This window comes from Petrotoga sp. 9PW.55.5.1, from assembly GCF_003265365.1.
Taxonomy (GTDB): Bacteria; Thermotogota; Thermotogae; order Petrotogales; family Petrotogaceae; genus Petrotoga.
The window spans coordinates 72,535-90,266 of sequence record NZ_AUPM01000046.1 but is presented as its reverse complement, the minus strand read 5'-3'; the positions used below and the strand labels follow the sequence as shown (position 1 = coordinate 90,266).

The following is a 17,732-nucleotide window of genomic DNA, read 5'->3' as shown; positions in this document are numbered from 1 at the left end:
TTAATTCAATAAAATTCAGATTTTAAATCTCTAGTCATCAAATCATAAATTGCCTTTTTAGGTTCTAAATCTGTATATAATGTTTCATAAATTTTGAAAGCAATTGGCATATCAATTCCTCTTGATTTTGCATCATTATAAACCGCTTTAGCAGTATAAACTCCTTCGGCTACCATGGGCATCTTATTCAATATATCCTGTAATTTTTTACCTTTTTCCAACATCTCTCCCACATATCTATTTCTGCTATGAGGACTTGTACAAGTGACGACTAAATCGCCAATTCCTGCTAATCCCATAAACGTTTCTTTTTTGCCTCCATAATAAGAAGCATATCGAATAATTTCTACTAAAGAACGAGTAATAAGAGCCGCCTTGGTATTATCCCATTTACCTAAGCCATCAATAATACCTGCGCCAATTGCATATATATTCTTTAGGGCTCCACTTATTTCAACGCCTTTTAAATCGTTATTGGAATAAACTCTAAAGGTTCTATTGCTAAAAATACGTTGTAAAAATTGGTTAACACTTTTGTCTTTGCCAGCAACTACGACCGATGTAGGAACATTTTCAGCAACTTCTTCTGCGTGACTAGGGCCACTTATAGTACAATACTTGAAATCAGGAAAGTATTCATAAAATATTTCACTTGGAGTTTTTAGATTTTCTATTTCTATTCCTTTTGCTAAATTGACAAAGATCGCATCTTTTTTAATATTATTTGCATCTATTATTTTCAAGATATTTCTTATAAATTGGACGGGTATTGCCAATACTATAATTTCTGCTTCCTTTAAACTTTGATTTATATTAGATTCAACTATAATCCTTTCTGTTTTTATTTCTACGTTAGCTAAATATCGTGAATTTTTACCCTTTTTTATATCTTTGAGGACATCTTCATCTCTATCCCACACAGTTATTGTATGGCCATTTTCATTTAAATGTTTTGTTATAGCTGTTCCCCAACTCCCAGCACCTAAAACCGTGATTTTAGACATCAGTTTCTATCTCCTGGGCTATAAATTGCACTGATTCTTTTACTGCTGGTGTTCTGTATACTTTTATTATATCATCAAGTTTCACTAACCATTCATTGTTAGTTTTAACAATAGAGATAAAATAACTTTGTTCAAATCCTTCATCATCAGAAAAAACTTTTAATAAATATTCAGGATTATTCACTTTTGTATATAAATCTTTTATAATAAAAGTTGAATTATCTAATGTGCTCTTTAAACCAACTAGAGTCTTTAATTTTGTAAAATCTGGATTGGATATTTTTTTATGTGGCAAATTATTTGCTCCTCTTAAAAACCTTTTAATTTCTTTTCTATTGCTTTTAACAGCCTTAAATAAATATTTTTTCCTTCCTTCTTTTTCCCATTTATTTTGGTATTTTGTCTTGAAGGGAAGTTGAAAATCTTCAACTATTTCACTTGTTTTAAAAGATCCGTCGCTTTCAAAATCAAACTTAACTTGAGTTGCATACCTAAGAACATCAGTTGTTAGAATAAATTCTCCGCCTTTTTCTAGTACGCAAGACAATGTTTTTATAAAATTATCATCAAAAAGTCTTCGTTTTTTATGTTTTCTCTTTGGCCACGGACAGGGAAAATTAACTATCACTTTATTTACAGAATCATCTTCAAAAAATTCTCTTAAAGCAAACTTTGCATCTTCAAAAATTATTCTAACATTATCTAGATTATTTCTATATATTTTTTTTTGAATTTTATGGCAAGAAGTTAATGAATTTTCAATTCCTATGTAGTTGAAATCTTGTTTAGCTTTTGCTAGTTCTACTAAAAATTCTCCACCGCCAAAACCAATTTCTACAACCAACTTTTTATCGTTTGAAAAAAATTTGTTCCATAGTATAGGATATTCGTCTATTTTATTTGGGTAGACTTGATATTTTCCTAAAAAAGAATTCAATTCCATATTCCTCCAAAAAATAGGGGTAATTCTCCTATTTTTTTTCTTACCAAATTATTCAGCGGCTGAAACTTCTTCTTCTAACACTTCACCCAAATACTTTTTTACCTTGAAATGTAGTTTGGATTTTTTCCTTGCGGCATAGTTTCTATGAACAGCTCCATTTGATTTAGCTGTGTCTATTACTTTGAATGCTTTACTTAGCAATTGAAGAAGTTCTTCTCTTTCTGCATTTTCTTTAATCTTTTTTTCAATTTCTTTAGAAATTTCTTTTATCCTTTTTTGATACCCTTTGTTTCTTTGCCTTCTTTTTGCAGATTGTTTTACCCTTTTTTCAGCAGATTTTTTATTTGGCAATTTTTGATTCCTCCTCTATTTTTTTTATATGAATAAATATTATTTTCTTAATACTATAAACCTAAAGCAACTTTTAACTCCCTTACCTTGTCTAACCTTTCCCAAGGGAACTCTATATCATTCCTGCCAAAATGGCCATAAGCAGCAGTTTTTTTGTATATAGGCTGTAAAAGATTGAGTTTTTCAATGATAGCTGCGGGTCGAAAATCAAATATTTCTCTAACAATTTTATATAGTTTTTCTTCATCTACTTTCGCAGTGCCTTTGGTGTCGATGTTAATAGATACTGGTTCCGCAACACCTATAGCATAAGAAAGCTGAATTAATACTTCATCAGCTGCACCACTTGCTACAAGATTTTTGGCTACGTATCTTGCCATATAAGTCGCTGATCTGTCGACTTTGGTTGGATCTTTGCCTGAGAAAGCACCTCCACCGTGTGGAGCCCAACCTCCATAAGTATCAACGATTATCTTTCTTCCAGTTAAACCAGTGTCTGCCTGAGGTCCACCAATTACAAACCTTCCGGTAGGATTAATAAGAATTTTTGTATGCTTTGTCATTAGATTTTCAGGTATAACGGGTTCAATAACGTATTTTTTTATAGTTTCTTCTAACTCATTCCTAGAAATTTCAGGAGAGTGTTGTGTTGAAATGAGAACAGTTTCTATAGCAATTGGATTATTATTTTCATCATATTCTACTGTAACCTGAGTTTTTCCATCTGGCCTCAAAAATTCCAATTCGTTTGATTTTCTAACATCTGTCAATTTCTTAGATAATCGGTGAGCCAGAACTATGGGTAAAGGCATATAAACATCAGTTTCGTTGGTTGCATAACCAAACATTATACCTTGATCTCCAGCTCCTATTTTTTCATATGGGTCTTGATCTTTTTCTTTAGATTTCACTTCTAAAGATTTATCCACTCCTAAAGCTATGTCTGGGGATTGTTCTTCGATTGAAGTAACGACGGCGCAAGTTTCTCCATCAAATCCAAACTTAGCCCTGTTATAACCAATATCTAAAATAGTATTTCTAACTAAAGTAGGTACATCTATGTAAGCGGTTGTTCTTACTTCTCCAGTTACTACAACCAAACCTCTAGTTACTAAAGTTTCTACAGCACATCTTGCATTTATTCTATTATCTTCTGATTCTTTCTCTAGTATAGAATCTAGTACAGCATCTGAGACCTGATCACATATTTTGTCAGGATGTCCTTCTGTAACACTTTCACTGGTAAAAAGCTTTCTTTTCACACTTTTTCCTCCTTCGGATTTTATTGGAGATGATATATTGATTATTAAATCGATTAGGCATATATATATAGAACATTGTAAAATACCACGAGTTAAATTATATCAAAAAAAAACTATCCTTCAAGTGAATAAACATTATCCAATGTTAATATTTAAAATGTAAAACAAAAATTATTATTGTTTTATGAATTTTAAGTTATAACTTTTTTCATTTCCCCAAATATCCTCTAACACTATTTTCCCGTTCAAAGTGGAGAATTAAGATTGGAAAAGGCCGAAAAATCATTAACAACAATAGGAGTTAAATTTTCATCTGAATACATTTTCAACCAATAAACACTATGAGTTGAGCCGTATCCATAAACAATATCTGCTGAGTATGCTTCTTCTTCCTTAATTTTGCTGAAATCTAGTTTGAAGGTTAAAATATTATTGATATAAAGGGAAACTTTTTTGGGTAAAATTGTTGAATTATCTCCTAATTTTTCTCTAACGTGTACTTCTATTCTAGGGAAAAAGCCTGTGTATTCTACTAACGTATCTCCATTTTCATTTATTTCAAAATATTTATTAGCAGATCTAATTCTTATCAATTCTAAGGATTTACTTCTAGTTTCTTGATAATCAAGAAATTCTAGGGGATCATAATGAATTAATTCCTCCGAAATTTCCTTTAATATTTCAAAATGTAAGTGAGGAGCTAATGCTTCTCCTGTATCGCCAGAATAAGCGATAACTTCATTTACAGTAACTGGTATCTCTCCTTTGGGAAATATTATTTCAATTCTCTGATTTCCAAATTCATTTTGTACTAGTTGTGTATATTTAGAAATCTTCTGTGAGAAAGTTGATAAATGAGCATAATTACTAATTAAATCTGAACTTTCATGATACAAAAAAACAGCGTTACCGTATAATGGATCGTTAATCCAAACCTTATAAACAGAACCACTTGCTCCTGCATAAACTGGTTCACCTTTTCTATTAAATGTAGAAAAATCGGTTCCCAAATGAAAGTGAGAATTTGGACCTGTGTTTCTATATTCTCCAAATGATGATGTTATATACGAATTTTTTATTGGTGGTTCAAATAATTGTGAAATCATTAAAACTGCAACTACAAAAATATAAAAATTTATTAGGATAAATTTTTTCAAATTCATTACCTCCGAATAATTACTTAATAAAAATAATATAAGTTATCCTAAGCCTCAAGCTTCTTTTGAAGGCTGATCTTGAAACAGTTTTATATATTTAGAAGGAACCATCATCTTTACAGCATGCTTATAGACCAATGATTGTTCACCACTTTTTTCTAAAAGTATAGTATAATCATCAAATGATCTAACTACTCCACTAGTTTGAAATCCCCCCTCCAAATAAATTTTTACTTCGATCTTATTTATTCTAAGAATGTTTAGAAAACGATCTTGTAAATTGAATTTTTCTGACATACTATCACCCCTCGTATAATATTATTAAAGAAATCTATTTCTTATTATATTATATAGATTTTCGTAGTCGGTTTCAGAAATATTAATCCATTTTTTATCTTTTATCTTTCTAAAATAAATTATTTGCCTTCTGGCATAATTTCGAGTGTTTACTTTTATTTTGTGAACCATACTCTCATAATCAATTTGTCTGTGTAAATATTGTATCACTTCTTTATAACCTATAGTATTTAAAGCGTTTAGATTTGGTGAATATCCAAAATTTAAAATTTCTTTAGTTTCATCTATTAACCCTATTTCTAACATTTTCTCAACTCTACTGTTTATTCTTTGGTGCAGTTCCTCTCTGTTTCTGTCTATTATAAATATTATATAATCATATGTTTTCTTATTTTCCTGATTTACTTTAATAACGTCACCCATTTTGTTGCCCGTTATTATGAATATTTCCAGGGCTCTAATAATTCTTTTAATATCGTTTGGGTGAATTTTTAAAGCCCTTTCCGGGTCTAAATTTACTAAAATTTTTCTTAATATTCCCGGATTATTGGTTTCCAATTTTCTAAGATAAGTTCTTAAACCGTAATCTGATTTCACATTTAAAAAACCTTTTTTCAAAGCATCTATATATAGCCCTGTTCCTCCTACTAAAATAGGAATTCGATTTCTTGATAAAACTTCACTGATTTTTCTTTCCGCAAGAAATTTATAATCAAATGCTGTAAAATGGTCTTGTATATCTATAACTCCAAATAAATGATGAGGAACACTAATCTCTTCTTCTTCACTTGGGCGAGCGGTGCCTATATTTAATTGTTTATAGATCTGGCGTGAATCCATACATATAATTTCCCCATTAATCTTTTGAGCTAATTCAATTGATATTTCTGTCTTTCCAACAGCCGTAGGACCAGCTATTATTAAAACCTTATTCACTTCTCAATCACTCCGAATAAAACTTGGCTTTTCTTGCTTCCGATTTTCCTATCAAAGTTATATAATTTCCAGACACTGTCATTTGCTCTAGCTTTTATAACAACCCTTTTTTTTGATACTTTAATCATCTTTTCTATATCATACTCAGTAATTTTATCATAGCTTGCAAATTTTCTTAAAGGATTTATAGAATTTGATTTATATTGAGGATTTTCAAACATAGGATCACAGTAAACTATATCATAACTATTTTCTTGTTGTCTTTCTAGAAAAGTTTTATAGTCTTGATTAAAAATCTCTATTTTTTTTGATGCCTCTTTCATCCAGTTTTCCTTATAATTATAATTTTGGATATTCTCTTTAGTTATAAGATATATAGGGAAAGACGCTTCTAATCCTATTATCTTTTTGCAAAAATGAGCAATTAACAATGCATCACTTCCCAGCCCAAAGGTTAAATCAAGAACAATATCACTCTTATTGGGTTTCATGGAATTAATTAGATAGTCGATTCCATTTTTTAAAAAATTATTTAATCTTATTTTTGAAACAGAAGGATGGAAAAATAATTTTCCATCCTTCCATTGACAGATTAAATTTAAATCTTTTTCCACCACAAAATAAAAATTTTCTTCTTTTATCGTTTCTTTTAATTTCCTTCTGTCAACATAAAACCCATTATATTTTTTTGATAAATCATTAGATTTTTTTATTTGTGGGAAGTTAGGTTTATGGGAAGTTGTAAAGATCCATTTGTTCAATTTCTCCATCGTTTAATTCGACTCCTTTTTCAGCTAACCTATTCCTCAACTCAGAAAGAAAGTCATTTCTTTCTTCAATATTTTTGTTTAGAACTTCTTTTTGTGAATTTAATTGGTTGTATGTGTTCCTTAATTCATAATATAGATTTATTTGCCTATATATCTGAAAAAAAGTAAATCCTATTATAAAAAAAATAGCAACAAAAAAAATTACTCTCAATAATAAAGCATAATTTTTAACTTTTTTATTTTTAAAGGAGGCTCTTTTATTAGTTTTTTTTGAATCTATCTCAATAAGAGGTATTTTTAACCCCCTCCATAATAAAATTAGCCTTTTAATCCGGTTCTTGCAATTCCCTCTATAAAATATCTTTGTAAAAATAAAAATAAGATAACTATCGGTATCATAGTGAAAGTGGAAGCTGCCATCAAAAGATTATATATTTCTCCTGCATCTGTTCTAAAATTCTGTAATCCTACAGATAAAGTTCTCATTTCAGGACTTTTTGTAACTATTAAAACCCATAAAAATGCATTCCAACTACCGACAAATTTTAATAGTGCTCCCGTCATAACAGCGGGTTTGCTCAAAGGAACCATAACAGTCCATAAAAATCTCCAACTAGAGGATCCATCTATCTTGGCTGCATCCCATAATTCATTGGGCACGGTCATAAACTGCTGTCTAATTAAAAAAATCGCAAAAACGCTAATAACCCAGGGAACTATCAATGCATAATAACTATCTATCCATGAAAATCTGCTTATTGTAATATAATTCGGAACTAAAAGTACTTCCCCGGGTATCATCATGGTTGCTAAAAAAGTAATGAAAATGAAATCTTTACCCCAAAAATTTAATTTTGAAAAAGCAAAAGCTGCCATAGATGCAAATATAATTTCTAAAATTGTGGTAGCTGATGCAACAAATATAGTATTTAAATAATATTTGGAAAATGGAGCAGCATTCCAAGCATCAACATAGTTTTGAAAAATATTCGCTAAAACTTGCCCAAAAGAATAACCGACATTTGCATTGGGAGTTTCATCAAGCAACCAAATAGCAGGAACATTGTTTGTGTAAATTTCTATAGTTGAATCATTTTTATACAGTATATAATCTATAAAGGAAGGAGCTTCTACAATATTTACTTTGGAAATAGTATTAAGAAAAAATTTATCGAAATCCGTTAATATTTTATCATATTCTTTTCTTTTTTCCAATATTCTATTTAATTCACTTTCTTTGTTTGAAATATTTTGTATTAGAAAATTATAATCAGATTGCGAAAGTGCTTTTTGGGCATCTTCAAGAGGGGTGTTTTTATTAGATAAAGTTCTAATAATATTTATATAAATTGATAATTCGCTTGGTCTTTGAACTAAGTTTTGAGCTATATCGTCTATAATGTCGTTTTCAAGTAATGATACAATTTCGGCATTTAAATTTTCAATATTTTGTTTGTTGGCTTCCCTAATAACAATCTGTTTAAATTCTTCTGGAAATTGGGATTTTGTAATTTCATCAATGATATTTTTATACATTGTATCTTTATTTGGAACTTCAAATGCTATTTTTACATCTTGTATTTTTATGTCTTGCAAAGACTCATATTTTTCAATAAAATAAAGGAAAAAAGTTAGAGTATTAATATCGTCCATAATTGGAGTGTATATATTTCTCATTATTAGAGTGTTGGTATTAGAAAGTATATTATCATCGAATGTATATATATTCGATAAAAAATCTGCCAATAAATCTATAATTTCTTGAACTTCATTTTGATTGATAATTCTTAATTCGGGTGTAAAAGTTCTCAATTTAAAATCTAAGACCTCAATGTTTTCTTTAATCGATAAAAGATATTGAGAAAAAAAATCCTTTCTTTCTAAAACATGTTCAATCTCTTGTTGAGACATGTTATCATTTATTCTAAAATAAGGTAAGATATTGATATTTCTTTCAAGGGTTACATCTAAGAAACTTTGAATTTTGTTTAGGGTCTGTTGTATTCTTCTTATCGTTGAGGTTTGTTTGAAATACCCGTTTTCCTGGGAAAAAAGAGCAAAATAAATATTTTCGAAGTTTTCTAAAGAATAATCTTTTGGAACAAATAAATTTGCTAAATCATCTCGTACCTGAACATTTTCTAAGTATTGATATATATCTAATAATACTGGATCAACATCATAGTTTTCAGAATAATTAATCTCTTCAAATAATAGTTCTATTTCACCTCTTCTAACAAAATCTCCATCAATTCTGTATACTATTTTATCAGGATTAAAGCTTTGTTGTGTTGATAAAGTTCTGAATTCTGATAAACTCAAGCCGGTTCTTGGACCAGAAATAGAAGAGTCCGGGACCAACTTCAAATCCCATTCATTACTGAAATTTTTTGTAGTCCAAGTGGGTGGCCAAGCATTTATTTCTCCGCTTGTTTTTAAGGAAGTTATTATCATCCAAGCAAATGGCATCAGCATAACAATAGCACCAGCAGCTAAAAGAATATAAACAACTACAATTCCCAAAGTTTTCATAAATCTAGAATAACTCAAGTGAAGATTCCTCCTTCAAGATTCATAATATATCCTACTACGGCTCGCTCTCATTTGAATAACGGTAAACAATAAAATAATGGCAAACAGAACATAAGCTGCAGCACTAGCGTTTCCCATTCGTTGTTGCACGTAGAACATATCATAGATGTAGTAAACCATTGTCATGCCACTGTTATTATAAGGGCCGGGCATTCCAACATATAAAATAAATATTTCATCGAACACCTTAAAAGCACCTATCATTGCAACAATTATGATAAAAAAAGTTGTTGGGGATAAAAGCGGTAGGGTAATAAATCTAAATTTTTGAAAAGGTGTAGCACCGTCCACTTCAGCAGCTTCATAATAACTTTTATCAATATTTTGTAGACCCGCCAAAAATATTATGGCGTAATAACCAACCATCTTCCAGATAGATATTATGGCAACTGTTGGAATAGTAAATATTTGATCTTTTAACCACGGGATTTTCGAAAAACCCACTTGAGTTAGAAAATAATTTAATAAACCATTATCGTTGAAAATCCACTGCCAAACCAAAGATATTGCAACAACACTTGTAACAAAAGGAATAAAATAGACAGTTCTAAAAAAAGTTTTTCCCATTAAATTTCTTCTTAATAACAGAGCTATCAATAAAGCAAGAATAATGGTAAGAGGGGTTGAAAGCAAAACATAATAAATGGTGTTCCAAATAGCTTTTATGAAAAGGGACTGCTCCTTAGCTAGATTTAAAAATCTTATTATTTCAGGCACACCAAGAAAATAAAAGGCGATATAAAAAACTATCATAAAAAGAATACGAGGGAACAATTTTTTGGAAATCTGACCAAAAGAGTTGGTGGCGATAAAAATTGTGTAAATGGTCAATAGAACAAGGGAAAGAATCATAATATAAAAAAAGTTTGAGGAAAAAAACAATAAAGAAATTACTCCTAATATACTAGAAATAATTATTAATAATCTTTTTTGAGGCGTTTGAATATTTTTTAAATCAAATATCAAATGTAAAACAAAAATAGAGGTTATTAAGATTAAAAGTGTGGTGAAAAAAGCCTGATTAAAATCAATACTCACAGGTTGTTTCAACCTAAACAAATTCAAATAATTTTCAAACCCTATAAAAATAGGATTATCTTGATTTTGGAAGTCCCATTTGAAGAAACTAAGATAAAAGGAATAAAAAATAGGCCAGAAGACAAAAATTCCTAAAATTACAAAAGAAGGTAAAAGGTAGAGGTAGGCAGAAATGCTTTCTTTAACTTTTCTGTAATTGGAGGGTTTTAAAATTTTTTTTGGAAATACTCCGAAAAAAAAGAAGTGCGAAGATAATCGCTAAAACATAAATAACAATAACAAATTCAGCTCTTAGACTCATTATATACCTCCGATATCTGTATTGTTTTAGTTATATTTTTCGTAAATGTCAACCAATAATTTTAAAGTATTTTCAAAGGGCGCTTTTTCTTCTATATCTTGAGTTAAAAAGTTATTAATGTTTTCTATTTCATTTAAAGCTAAGTCGACTTTTTTATTACTCCCCTTCTTATAGGCACCAACTTCAATTAAGTCTTTAGAATTAATATAATTTGCATACAAATCCTTTAAAAATTTAGATGCTTTAAGATGTTTTTCATCTGCTACTTCAGACATCAATCGGCTTACACTTGATAAAATGTCTATAGGAGGATAATGAGCGGAATCAGCTAATTTTCTTGATAATACAATATGTCCATCAACAATACTTCTTACAGCATCACCAATGGGATCATTCATATCATCAGCCTCAACTAATACAGTGTAAATAGAAGTCATGCTACCGGTTGTTGAATTACCTGCTCTTTCAAGGATTTTAGGCATATTAGCAAAGACACTTGGGGTATAGCCACGAGTTGTAGGTGGTTCGCCGATTGACAACCCTATTTCCCTTTGTGCCATAGCCCATCTTGTAATAGAATCTACCATTAATAAAACATTATATCCAAGGTCACGGAAATACTCAGAAAGGGTGGTAGCAGTATAAAGGGATTTGACTCTCATTAACGAAGGAGAATCGGAGGTTGAAACTACTAGAACAGATTTTTTTAATCCTTCCTTGCCAAGGTCTCTTTCAATGAATTCCTTTACCTCTCTTCCCCTTTCACCAATTAATCCAATTACATTGATATCTGCTTCAGTATATCTTGCGATCATTCCTAATAATGTACTTTTACCCACACCACTTCCAGCCATAATTCCTATTCTTTGACCTTTTCCCAACGTTAAAAAACCATCTATAGCCTTTATTCCAACAGATAAGGGTTCCTTGATTCTTTTTCTAATTAAAGGATTAGGAGCAGGAGAATAAATACTTCTGTTCTCATAATTCTTGATAGTAGAACCATCAATTGGCCTTCCCAAACCATCTAATACATGCCCCAAGAGTTCAGGACCAACTTTTATATTAATATTTTTATCTATTCTTTCTACAGGGGAACCAACGTATATCCCGTTAACTTCTTCTAAAGGCATTAACAAAACTTTATTATCTGAAAAACCAACAGTTTCAGCAAGAACTTTTGATCCATTTTTCAATTTAATTTTGCATAAATCTCCCAACGCCACATTTGGACCTATTGATTCAATAGTAACTCCAATTATTCTACTTACTTTTCCTCGCATCTCAAATAAAGGTTTATTTTCAATCTTATTTTTAAAACTATTTATAACATGGGTAAGCTCAATTGTTTTCATTCATAGACTCCTCCAAAATACTTAATATGTCTTCTATGAATGTTTGAGGGGTCAAATCAAAAATCCCTTCATCAGTTTCAAGAATTATTTGATTATCTTTCAAAGAAGTATCTTCCATTATTAATAAAATCTGACCTAATTTTTCTCTTAAGGATTTTTCATAATCTTTATTAAATGAAGGACTTAATTTAATTTTTGCATTTTTAAAAGAAGAAAGTTTATTTTCAAAATTTTTGTATATGATTTCTATCCAATTTGGAGAATCAAGCTCTTGATTTAAAAATTTTTCAACAACTGACTTGATAACATTTTCTGAAAGAGCAAAACTTTGTTTTGAAAGCTCTTCAATATATATTTGATATTCTTTGGAAATTCTCTGAAAATTCGCTTTAATATCCTCTAATTCATTTTCCAATTCTTTTTTCTTATTATTTAAAATAATAATTTGTTCTTTTTTTAATTTTTGAGCTTCAATCTGTGCGTTTTTTAAAATTTTTTCACTAGTTTCTTTTGATTCTTCGATTATTTTTTCAGCCTTTTTTTTGAGCTTCAGCCAAGATCTCTTTGGCATTTTTTTCATTATAATTTTTATTTTCAAGTTTTTTTGTATCGTTTTTAAGTTCTTCTATATCTTTTAATGGAACTTCAAAAGTTTTATCTAGTACGACCCATTTATTATTTATAATTCTCTTATTCAATTAGTTCTTCACCTGCCCCACCACTTACGATGATAATTTCTCCAGCTTCTTCTAACTTTCTTATAATATTAATGATTCTTTGTTGAGCTTCATCCACATCTCTTACCCTAATAGGTCCCATAAAATCTAACTCTTCTTTTATAATTTGAGCAGCTCTTTTTGACATATTTTTCATAATAATATTTTTTACTTCTTCACTTGCTCCTTTTAATGATACAGTGAGATCTTTGCTATCCACTTCACGTAATATTCTTTGAATAGATCTATCATCTAACTTTACAATATCTTCAAACACAAACATTCTTTTTCTTATTTCATCAGATAACTTGGGATCTCTTTCTGAAAGCTTTTCAAAAATCTTGGTACTCACAGCTCTATCAATATTATTCATAATCTCTGCTGAAATATCTATTCCGCCAACTTGAGAAAATGATTGTACAGTAAAAGCTGAAAGTCTATCTTTCAATCTACTTTCAATTTCTTTTACTATATCGGGATTTGCTGAGTCCATCGTAGAGATCCTTTTTATAACATTTATTTGGAGTGATTCTGGAAGTTCAGATATTACTTGAGCGGCCGCTTGAGAAGGAAGATAACATAAGATAAGTGCAACCGTTTGAGGATGTTCGTTTTGTAATACATTGACCATCTGCGAAATATCCACTTTTCTTAAAAATTCAAAAGGTTTAACTTGTAAGTTTGATACTAATCTGTCTATTATTTGAATCGCCTTTTCTGGACCAAAAGTTTGCTCCAATAACTTTCTTGCATAATCTACTCCGCCAGTATTTATGTAATCTTTTGCCTTTATATATTCTTCAAATTCTTCCAACACAGATTTTTTTGTTTTTTCATCGATCTTTTCTAAATTGGCTATTTCCAAAGTCAATTGCTCAACTTCTTCTTCATCAAGATTTTTTAATATTCTACTAGCTTTTTCAGAACCTAAAAGGACTAGAAGAATTGCGGATTTTTTTAAACCATTCAGCTCTTTGTTTTTTTCTGCCATCGCAAAAACTCCTTTTTACTGAGTTTTAAGCCAAGTTCTTATAATTTCAGCAACTTCTTTAGGATTTCTATCAGCTATATTTAATATTTCCCTTATTTTTTCTTCTTCAGGTGAAACTTCTAGAACTTCTACGCCTCTTTCTTTCATGACATCTTCGACGTTTGTTTCGAGTTGTTTTTTCCTTTCTTCAACTAGCCGGGCTGCCTTACGATCTCTAGAAATTCTTGAAATAATTATAATCATAATAAGTATAAAGATTAATATAATTATAGCTATTATTATGTTAGTAATTCTTTGTCTTTGCATTTGAATTTCATTTTCAATTTGCCATCGCATCGATTCTATATCTCTATTAAATTGAATATCAACCAAAGAGATATTTGTTTCGGGAGTTCCTGCTGCATTCGATACAGCTTTAGCTATTTGATCTCTTAAATCTTGACTGTCTGGGACTTTACTGTTTTGAAAATCAACAAATATAGTTATACTTTTATTAGAAATTTCTCCGCTTTTATCTTCTATAGTTCTTCTATAAATTTGATTCACATCGTAATTGATAATCGTATCGGAACTATTGTAATAATTACCTGTTCCGGTAGGTGTTTGATAAGAATATGGAGGAATGTTTGAATCAACTCCAGCTACTTGTCCTAAAGGAGAAGAACTACTTTGCTCACTTCTGATTTGTGTACTAAGCACTAATCCTTCTTCATCTACAACAGGTTCAACTTTTCTACTTTCTTCTTCTATCTTTTGCCAATTTAATTCGATTTCAGGAACCACAACGACATTTCCAAGACCAAAAACAGATTGTAAACTATTTTCTACCTTTTGTTTATAATATCTCTCGATTTCTGCTTTTAATTTAAATTTTGTATCAGCATTACTGATTCCATCTCCCAATGCAATTTGAGAACTTAAATCATTCGAGAAGTTATCTACAACTTTGACATTTTCAGGATCTAATCCAGGAACAGCTCCGGATACTAAGTTAATAATTGCTCTTATTTGATTGGAAGAGATAGACGCTCCTGGGTCCAAATTTAAAAGAACAGATGCGGAAGTTTTGGGTGTTTCACCAACTTCATAATAAGTTCTTGGGGGTATAACCAAATGAACTCGTGCTGATCTAATTTTATCCATTGATGCAATACTTCTTGAGAGTTCTCCTTCCAACGCAATTTGATAATTTACTTGTTTATCGTAACTGGTAGTCCCAAGACCTTGATTTTGAAGTAGTTCGTATCCAGAAATATTATAACCTAAAACACCATCACTTGCTAATTTCATTCTTAATTCAGCAACGTTTTGATTAGCAACATAAATATTTCCATAATTATCTACTTTATATTCAATTCCCATTTCCTCAAAAGTTCTGACAATGTTTCCGGAACTTGTTTGATCTAATCCACCAACAAAAAAAACATAATTCTTTCTTGAAAGAATTATAGAAAGTACTATAATCAGTACGACTGATACTATTAGTAGTAATATATATAATCTTTTTTGTTTTTCTTCTTGATTTTGCCACCAGTCTCTAATTATTTGAATATACTTTTCCATCTAATCATTCCTCCAAGAATATTATCTGTCTAAAAAGAAATGCGAAATCCTAAGTTAATTGAATGTTCAAAGATATTATATCCAAGATACAAATCTAAAAAATCTATTGAAAAATAGCCAGAAATTAAAAGAATTTCTTCATTTATCATTAACTTAGTTGTCCAATTATTATTTAGTGAATGTTTATAAATAATTTCTGGATTATTAGGACCTTTTAATATAAAATTTTGCCAAGGCAATCCAATCCTTAGTAGTAAATCAGTTGGCAATATTTCTCCTTCAAATCCCAAGCCAAAATGTGTTCTTGGAGAGTACAAAAAAGAGTAATTATAATCTATTTCTAAAGAGTCAAAAGAAAAACTTTGATCTTGAATTTGATCTTGAATAGGTGGGGTTTTGAAAGACAAACCCCCATAAATCTCATATTTTCTATATGCCAATCCTCCCATTAATTCTGTGTTTATTTCATCTTCTTTTGAATACAAAAATCTGCCTCCAACAAAATAAGGAGAATAAATTTTTCTGTTTTGGTAATTATTTTGTGCGCCTTTTACCTTTTCGTAATATTTTTCTCCGTTTTCAGAGGTCCTTCCGGCCATAACGGCTGTGGGTCCATCATGGTAAGCAATAATCTGCAGCCTTTCGTTATTGAATAAACGTCTCAGATATCCATGATATTCTAAAGCGCCTTTTAAATTATCATATGGATCAAACAAATTGTAAACGTAAAGATCTTCTGCAGTTTGAGGTTTTAATTGTAACAAACCAACAGCTTTAGATGATGAAATGGCGTGAGTATAATTGGATGATTCAACAACCATTTGACCACCAATCAAATCTCTTTGTTGAGACCAAACACTAGACAACAATTCATTTGAATCCATTAGAGGATATTTTTTTATAGAATAAAATTCTATACCAAACTCTCCTGAAGAATTAGAGTTATACTCCAAATAATTTTTTGGTTTCATAAATAGATAATCATATATTTCGTAATACGAAAAAAATTGTAGTGGAATTATCAATAAAACTAAAACACAAAAAAAAATCTTCATTTGATACACCTTTTAAAAGGCATCTATCATGCCCATTATCAAGTTAGCAATCTGTTCTCCTGTCTTTTGGGCCACTTCTATGACTTCTTCAGCGGTTACTTCTTTTAGCTGCTCTGGAACTGCTTTATCTGTTATGGCTGTTATACCTAGTATATTCATACCGCCGTGTCTCGCAACTATAGCCTCAGGCACCGTAGACATTCCAACGACATCCGCACCGAAATTTCTCAACATGGACATTTCGGCCGGAGTTTCAAAAGTTGGTCCACTTAAGCCCAAATAAACACCAGAATAAACTTTTAAATTAAGCTTTTTTGCTGATTTAAAAGCCTCTTGTACAAGATTTCTTGAATAAACTTCTGTCATATCAGGAAATCTAGGTCCCCAATCGTCTATATTTGGACCTATTAAAGGATTATCTCCGAAAAAATTAATGTGGTCTGTTATAATGCAAGGAACTCCAACTTCGAAATCAGGGTTTAAAGCTCCTGCAGCGTTTGTTATTATCAAGGTTTCAATGCCTAGTTCTTGCATTACACGAATGGGAAAAGTAACTTCTTTCATTGTGTAGCCTTCATAATAGTGAAATCTTCCATTCATTAATAAGGTATTTTTTCCTTTTAATTGTCCAATTAACAGCTCGCCTTTGTGCCCCGGAGCAGTGGATCTGGGGAAATGAGGTATTTCGGAATAAGGTATAGATATAGTTTCATCCAAGCTTTGAGAAATTTTCCCTAAACCTGATCCTAATATAATAGCCATTTTGGGTTTCTTGCTGACTTTTTCTTGCACAAATTTCGCAGCTTCTTTTACTTTTTCTAAGTATTCTTCAACATTCATTAATCAATAACCTCCTTATTCTATATAGCCTATATAAGGCAAATTCCTATATTTTTCATTGTAATCTAAACCATAACCAACTATAAATTTATCACCTATTTCAAATCCCGGAAATTTAACATTAATCCCATGTGGGTGAACATTTTTCATTACTATGGAAGTGATTTCTAACGACAAGGGATTTTGCCTTTCTAAATATTTTATAATATATTTCAAAGTATTGCCTGTATCTACAATATCTTCTACGATTAACACATGCTTGTTCTCCAAAGGTTCATCCAGCCAGCTTTTTACTTTAACCTTACCAGTAGTAATATCACCAGCATAACTTGAAACTTGTATAAAATTATAATTAACATTCAATTTTATCTTTTTCACAAGATCACTAAAAAAATTAACGGACCCTTTTAAAACACAAACAGCAGTTATTTCCTCTGTTAATTTTGTATAATAAGTATTGATATCTTTTGCCAAATTTTCGATTTTACTTTGAATGTCGTCTTCTGAAATAAGAACTTTTAATGGCATTTCAAACCTCCCCAAATTAGAAAGATAAAAGAA

General features: G+C 30.3%; 19 protein-coding genes. All 19 read right to left on the bottom strand.

What is annotated here, in order from left to right:
* Positions 1-5: 5 nt before the first annotated feature.
* Positions 6-1,004: an NAD(P)H-dependent glycerol-3-phosphate dehydrogenase gene (locus PW5551_RS07145; RefSeq protein ID WP_113075102.1), complete on the bottom strand. Its 999-nt coding sequence runs from the start codon at positions 1,002-1,004 to the stop codon at positions 6-8.
* Entirely contained in the window at positions 997-1,941 is a 945-nt protein-coding gene (gene trmB / locus PW5551_RS07140; RefSeq protein ID WP_158526161.1) for a tRNA (guanosine(46)-N7)-methyltransferase TrmB, read from the bottom strand. Before trmB ends, PW5551_RS07145 begins: the two co-directional genes overlap by 8 nt.
* Before the next feature lie 54 nt (positions 1,942-1,995).
* Positions 1,996-2,298 carry a 30S ribosomal protein S20 gene (gene rpsT, locus PW5551_RS07135; RefSeq protein WP_113075100.1) on the bottom strand — a complete coding sequence of 101 codons (303 nt, stop codon included), beginning with the start codon at positions 2,296-2,298 and terminating at the stop codon, positions 1,996-1,998.
* 53 nt (positions 2,299-2,351) lie between these two features.
* A complete protein-coding gene (metK, locus tag PW5551_RS07130) occupies positions 2,352-3,560 on the bottom strand; it encodes a methionine adenosyltransferase (RefSeq protein WP_113075099.1) in 1,209 nt (402 codons plus the stop codon).
* Between the two features lie 245 nt (positions 3,561-3,805).
* Positions 3,806-4,717 carry a M23 family metallopeptidase gene (locus PW5551_RS07125; protein ID WP_158526160.1) on the bottom strand — a complete coding sequence of 304 codons (912 nt, stop codon included), beginning with the start codon at positions 4,715-4,717 and terminating at the stop codon, positions 3,806-3,808.
* 54 nt (positions 4,718-4,771) lie between these two features.
* A complete protein-coding gene (gene hfq / locus PW5551_RS07120; protein ID WP_113075097.1) occupies positions 4,772-5,014 on the bottom strand; it encodes an RNA chaperone Hfq in 243 nt (80 codons plus the stop codon).
* Positions 5,015-5,038: 24 nt separating this feature from the next.
* Positions 5,039-5,950, bottom strand: coding sequence for a tRNA (adenosine(37)-N6)-dimethylallyltransferase MiaA (miaA, locus tag PW5551_RS07115; RefSeq protein WP_113075096.1), 912 nt, complete (start codon positions 5,948-5,950; stop codon positions 5,039-5,041).
* On the bottom strand, positions 5,947-6,720 hold the full coding sequence (locus PW5551_RS07110) for a class I SAM-dependent methyltransferase (protein ID WP_113075095.1): 774 nt from the start codon (positions 6,718-6,720) through the stop codon (positions 5,947-5,949). Before PW5551_RS07110 ends, miaA begins: the two co-directional genes overlap by 4 nt.
* Positions 6,680-6,931, bottom strand: coding sequence for a hypothetical protein (locus tag PW5551_RS07105; RefSeq protein WP_113075094.1), 252 nt, complete (start codon positions 6,929-6,931; stop codon positions 6,680-6,682). Before PW5551_RS07105 ends, PW5551_RS07110 begins: the two co-directional genes overlap by 41 nt.
* 107 nt (positions 6,932-7,038) lie before the next feature.
* Positions 7,039-9,270 (bottom strand): carbohydrate ABC transporter permease, encoded by a 2,232-nt coding sequence (locus PW5551_RS07100; RefSeq protein WP_199562249.1) that lies wholly within the window; start codon positions 9,268-9,270, stop codon positions 7,039-7,041.
* Positions 9,271-9,285: 15 nt separating this feature from the next.
* Entirely contained in the window at positions 9,286-10,065 is a 780-nt protein-coding gene (locus tag PW5551_RS07095) for a carbohydrate ABC transporter permease (RefSeq protein WP_233488467.1), read from the bottom strand.
* A gap of 612 nt (positions 10,066-10,677) precedes the next feature.
* Complete coding sequence (locus PW5551_RS07090; protein ID WP_113075092.1) at positions 10,678-12,006, bottom strand: FliI/YscN family ATPase; 1,329 nt, start codon at positions 12,004-12,006, stop codon at positions 10,678-10,680.
* The gene (locus tag PW5551_RS07085) at positions 11,993-12,577 is read right to left on the bottom strand and encodes a hypothetical protein (protein WP_146738341.1); all 585 of its coding nucleotides are present in this window, start codon (positions 12,575-12,577) and stop codon (positions 11,993-11,995) included. The genes PW5551_RS07090 and PW5551_RS07085 overlap by 14 nt, the downstream gene beginning before the upstream one ends.
* Positions 12,537-12,704 carry a hypothetical protein gene (locus tag PW5551_RS10190; protein ID WP_158526159.1) on the bottom strand — a complete coding sequence of 56 codons (168 nt, stop codon included), beginning with the start codon at positions 12,702-12,704 and terminating at the stop codon, positions 12,537-12,539. The genes PW5551_RS07085 and PW5551_RS10190 overlap by 41 nt, the downstream gene beginning before the upstream one ends.
* A complete protein-coding gene (gene fliG, locus PW5551_RS07080) occupies positions 12,697-13,713 on the bottom strand; it encodes a flagellar motor switch protein FliG (protein ID WP_113075090.1) in 1,017 nt (338 codons plus the stop codon). Before fliG ends, PW5551_RS10190 begins: the two co-directional genes overlap by 8 nt.
* 15 nt (positions 13,714-13,728) lie before the next feature.
* On the bottom strand, positions 13,729-15,276 hold the full coding sequence (gene fliF, locus PW5551_RS07075) for a flagellar basal-body MS-ring/collar protein FliF (protein ID WP_113075089.1): 1,548 nt from the start codon (positions 15,274-15,276) through the stop codon (positions 13,729-13,731).
* Between the two features lie 29 nt (positions 15,277-15,305).
* A complete protein-coding gene (locus PW5551_RS07070) occupies positions 15,306-16,331 on the bottom strand; it encodes a lytic transglycosylase domain-containing protein (protein WP_113075088.1) in 1,026 nt (341 codons plus the stop codon).
* Positions 16,332-16,343: 12 nt separating this feature from the next.
* Positions 16,344-17,171: a purine-nucleoside phosphorylase gene (locus tag PW5551_RS07065; protein WP_113075087.1), complete on the bottom strand. Its 828-nt coding sequence runs from the start codon at positions 17,169-17,171 to the stop codon at positions 16,344-16,346.
* 15 nt (positions 17,172-17,186) lie between these two features.
* Positions 17,187-17,699: a hypoxanthine phosphoribosyltransferase gene (gene hpt, locus PW5551_RS07060; protein ID WP_113075086.1), complete on the bottom strand. Its 513-nt coding sequence runs from the start codon at positions 17,697-17,699 to the stop codon at positions 17,187-17,189.
* Positions 17,700-17,732 lie beyond the last annotated feature (33 nt).

Coding starts and splice junctions, on each gene's coding strand:
- PW5551_RS07085 (WP_146738341.1), bottom strand. CDS start 12,577: ATGCCAAAGAGATCTTGGCTGAAGCTCAAAAAAAAGGCTGAAAAAATA.
- fliG (WP_113075090.1), bottom strand. CDS start 13,713: ATGGCAGAAAAAAACAAAGAGCTGAATGGTTTAAAAAAATCCGCAATT.
- PW5551_RS07070 (WP_113075088.1), bottom strand. CDS start 16,331: ATGAAGATTTTTTTTTGTGTTTTAGTTTTATTGATAATTCCACTACAA.
- fliF (WP_113075089.1), bottom strand. CDS start 15,276: ATGGAAAAGTATATTCAAATAATTAGAGACTGGTGGCAAAATCAAGAA.
- PW5551_RS07145 (WP_113075102.1), bottom strand. CDS start 1,004: ATGTCTAAAATCACGGTTTTAGGTGCTGGGAGTTGGGGAACAGCTATA.
- hfq (WP_113075097.1), bottom strand. CDS start 5,014: ATGTCAGAAAAATTCAATTTACAAGATCGTTTTCTAAACATTCTTAGA.
- PW5551_RS07090 (WP_113075092.1), bottom strand. CDS start 12,006: ATGAAAACAATTGAGCTTACCCATGTTATAAATAGTTTTAAAAATAAG.
- hpt (WP_113075086.1), bottom strand. CDS start 17,699: ATGCCATTAAAAGTTCTTATTTCAGAAGACGACATTCAAAGTAAAATC.
- PW5551_RS07110 (WP_113075095.1), bottom strand. CDS start 6,720: ATGGAGAAATTGAACAAATGGATCTTTACAACTTCCCATAAACCTAAC.
- PW5551_RS07065 (WP_113075087.1), bottom strand. CDS start 17,171: ATGAATGTTGAAGAATACTTAGAAAAAGTAAAAGAAGCTGCGAAATTT.
- PW5551_RS07095 (WP_233488467.1), bottom strand. CDS start 10,065: ATGATAGTTTTTTATATCGCCTTTTATTTTCTTGGTGTGCCTGAAATA.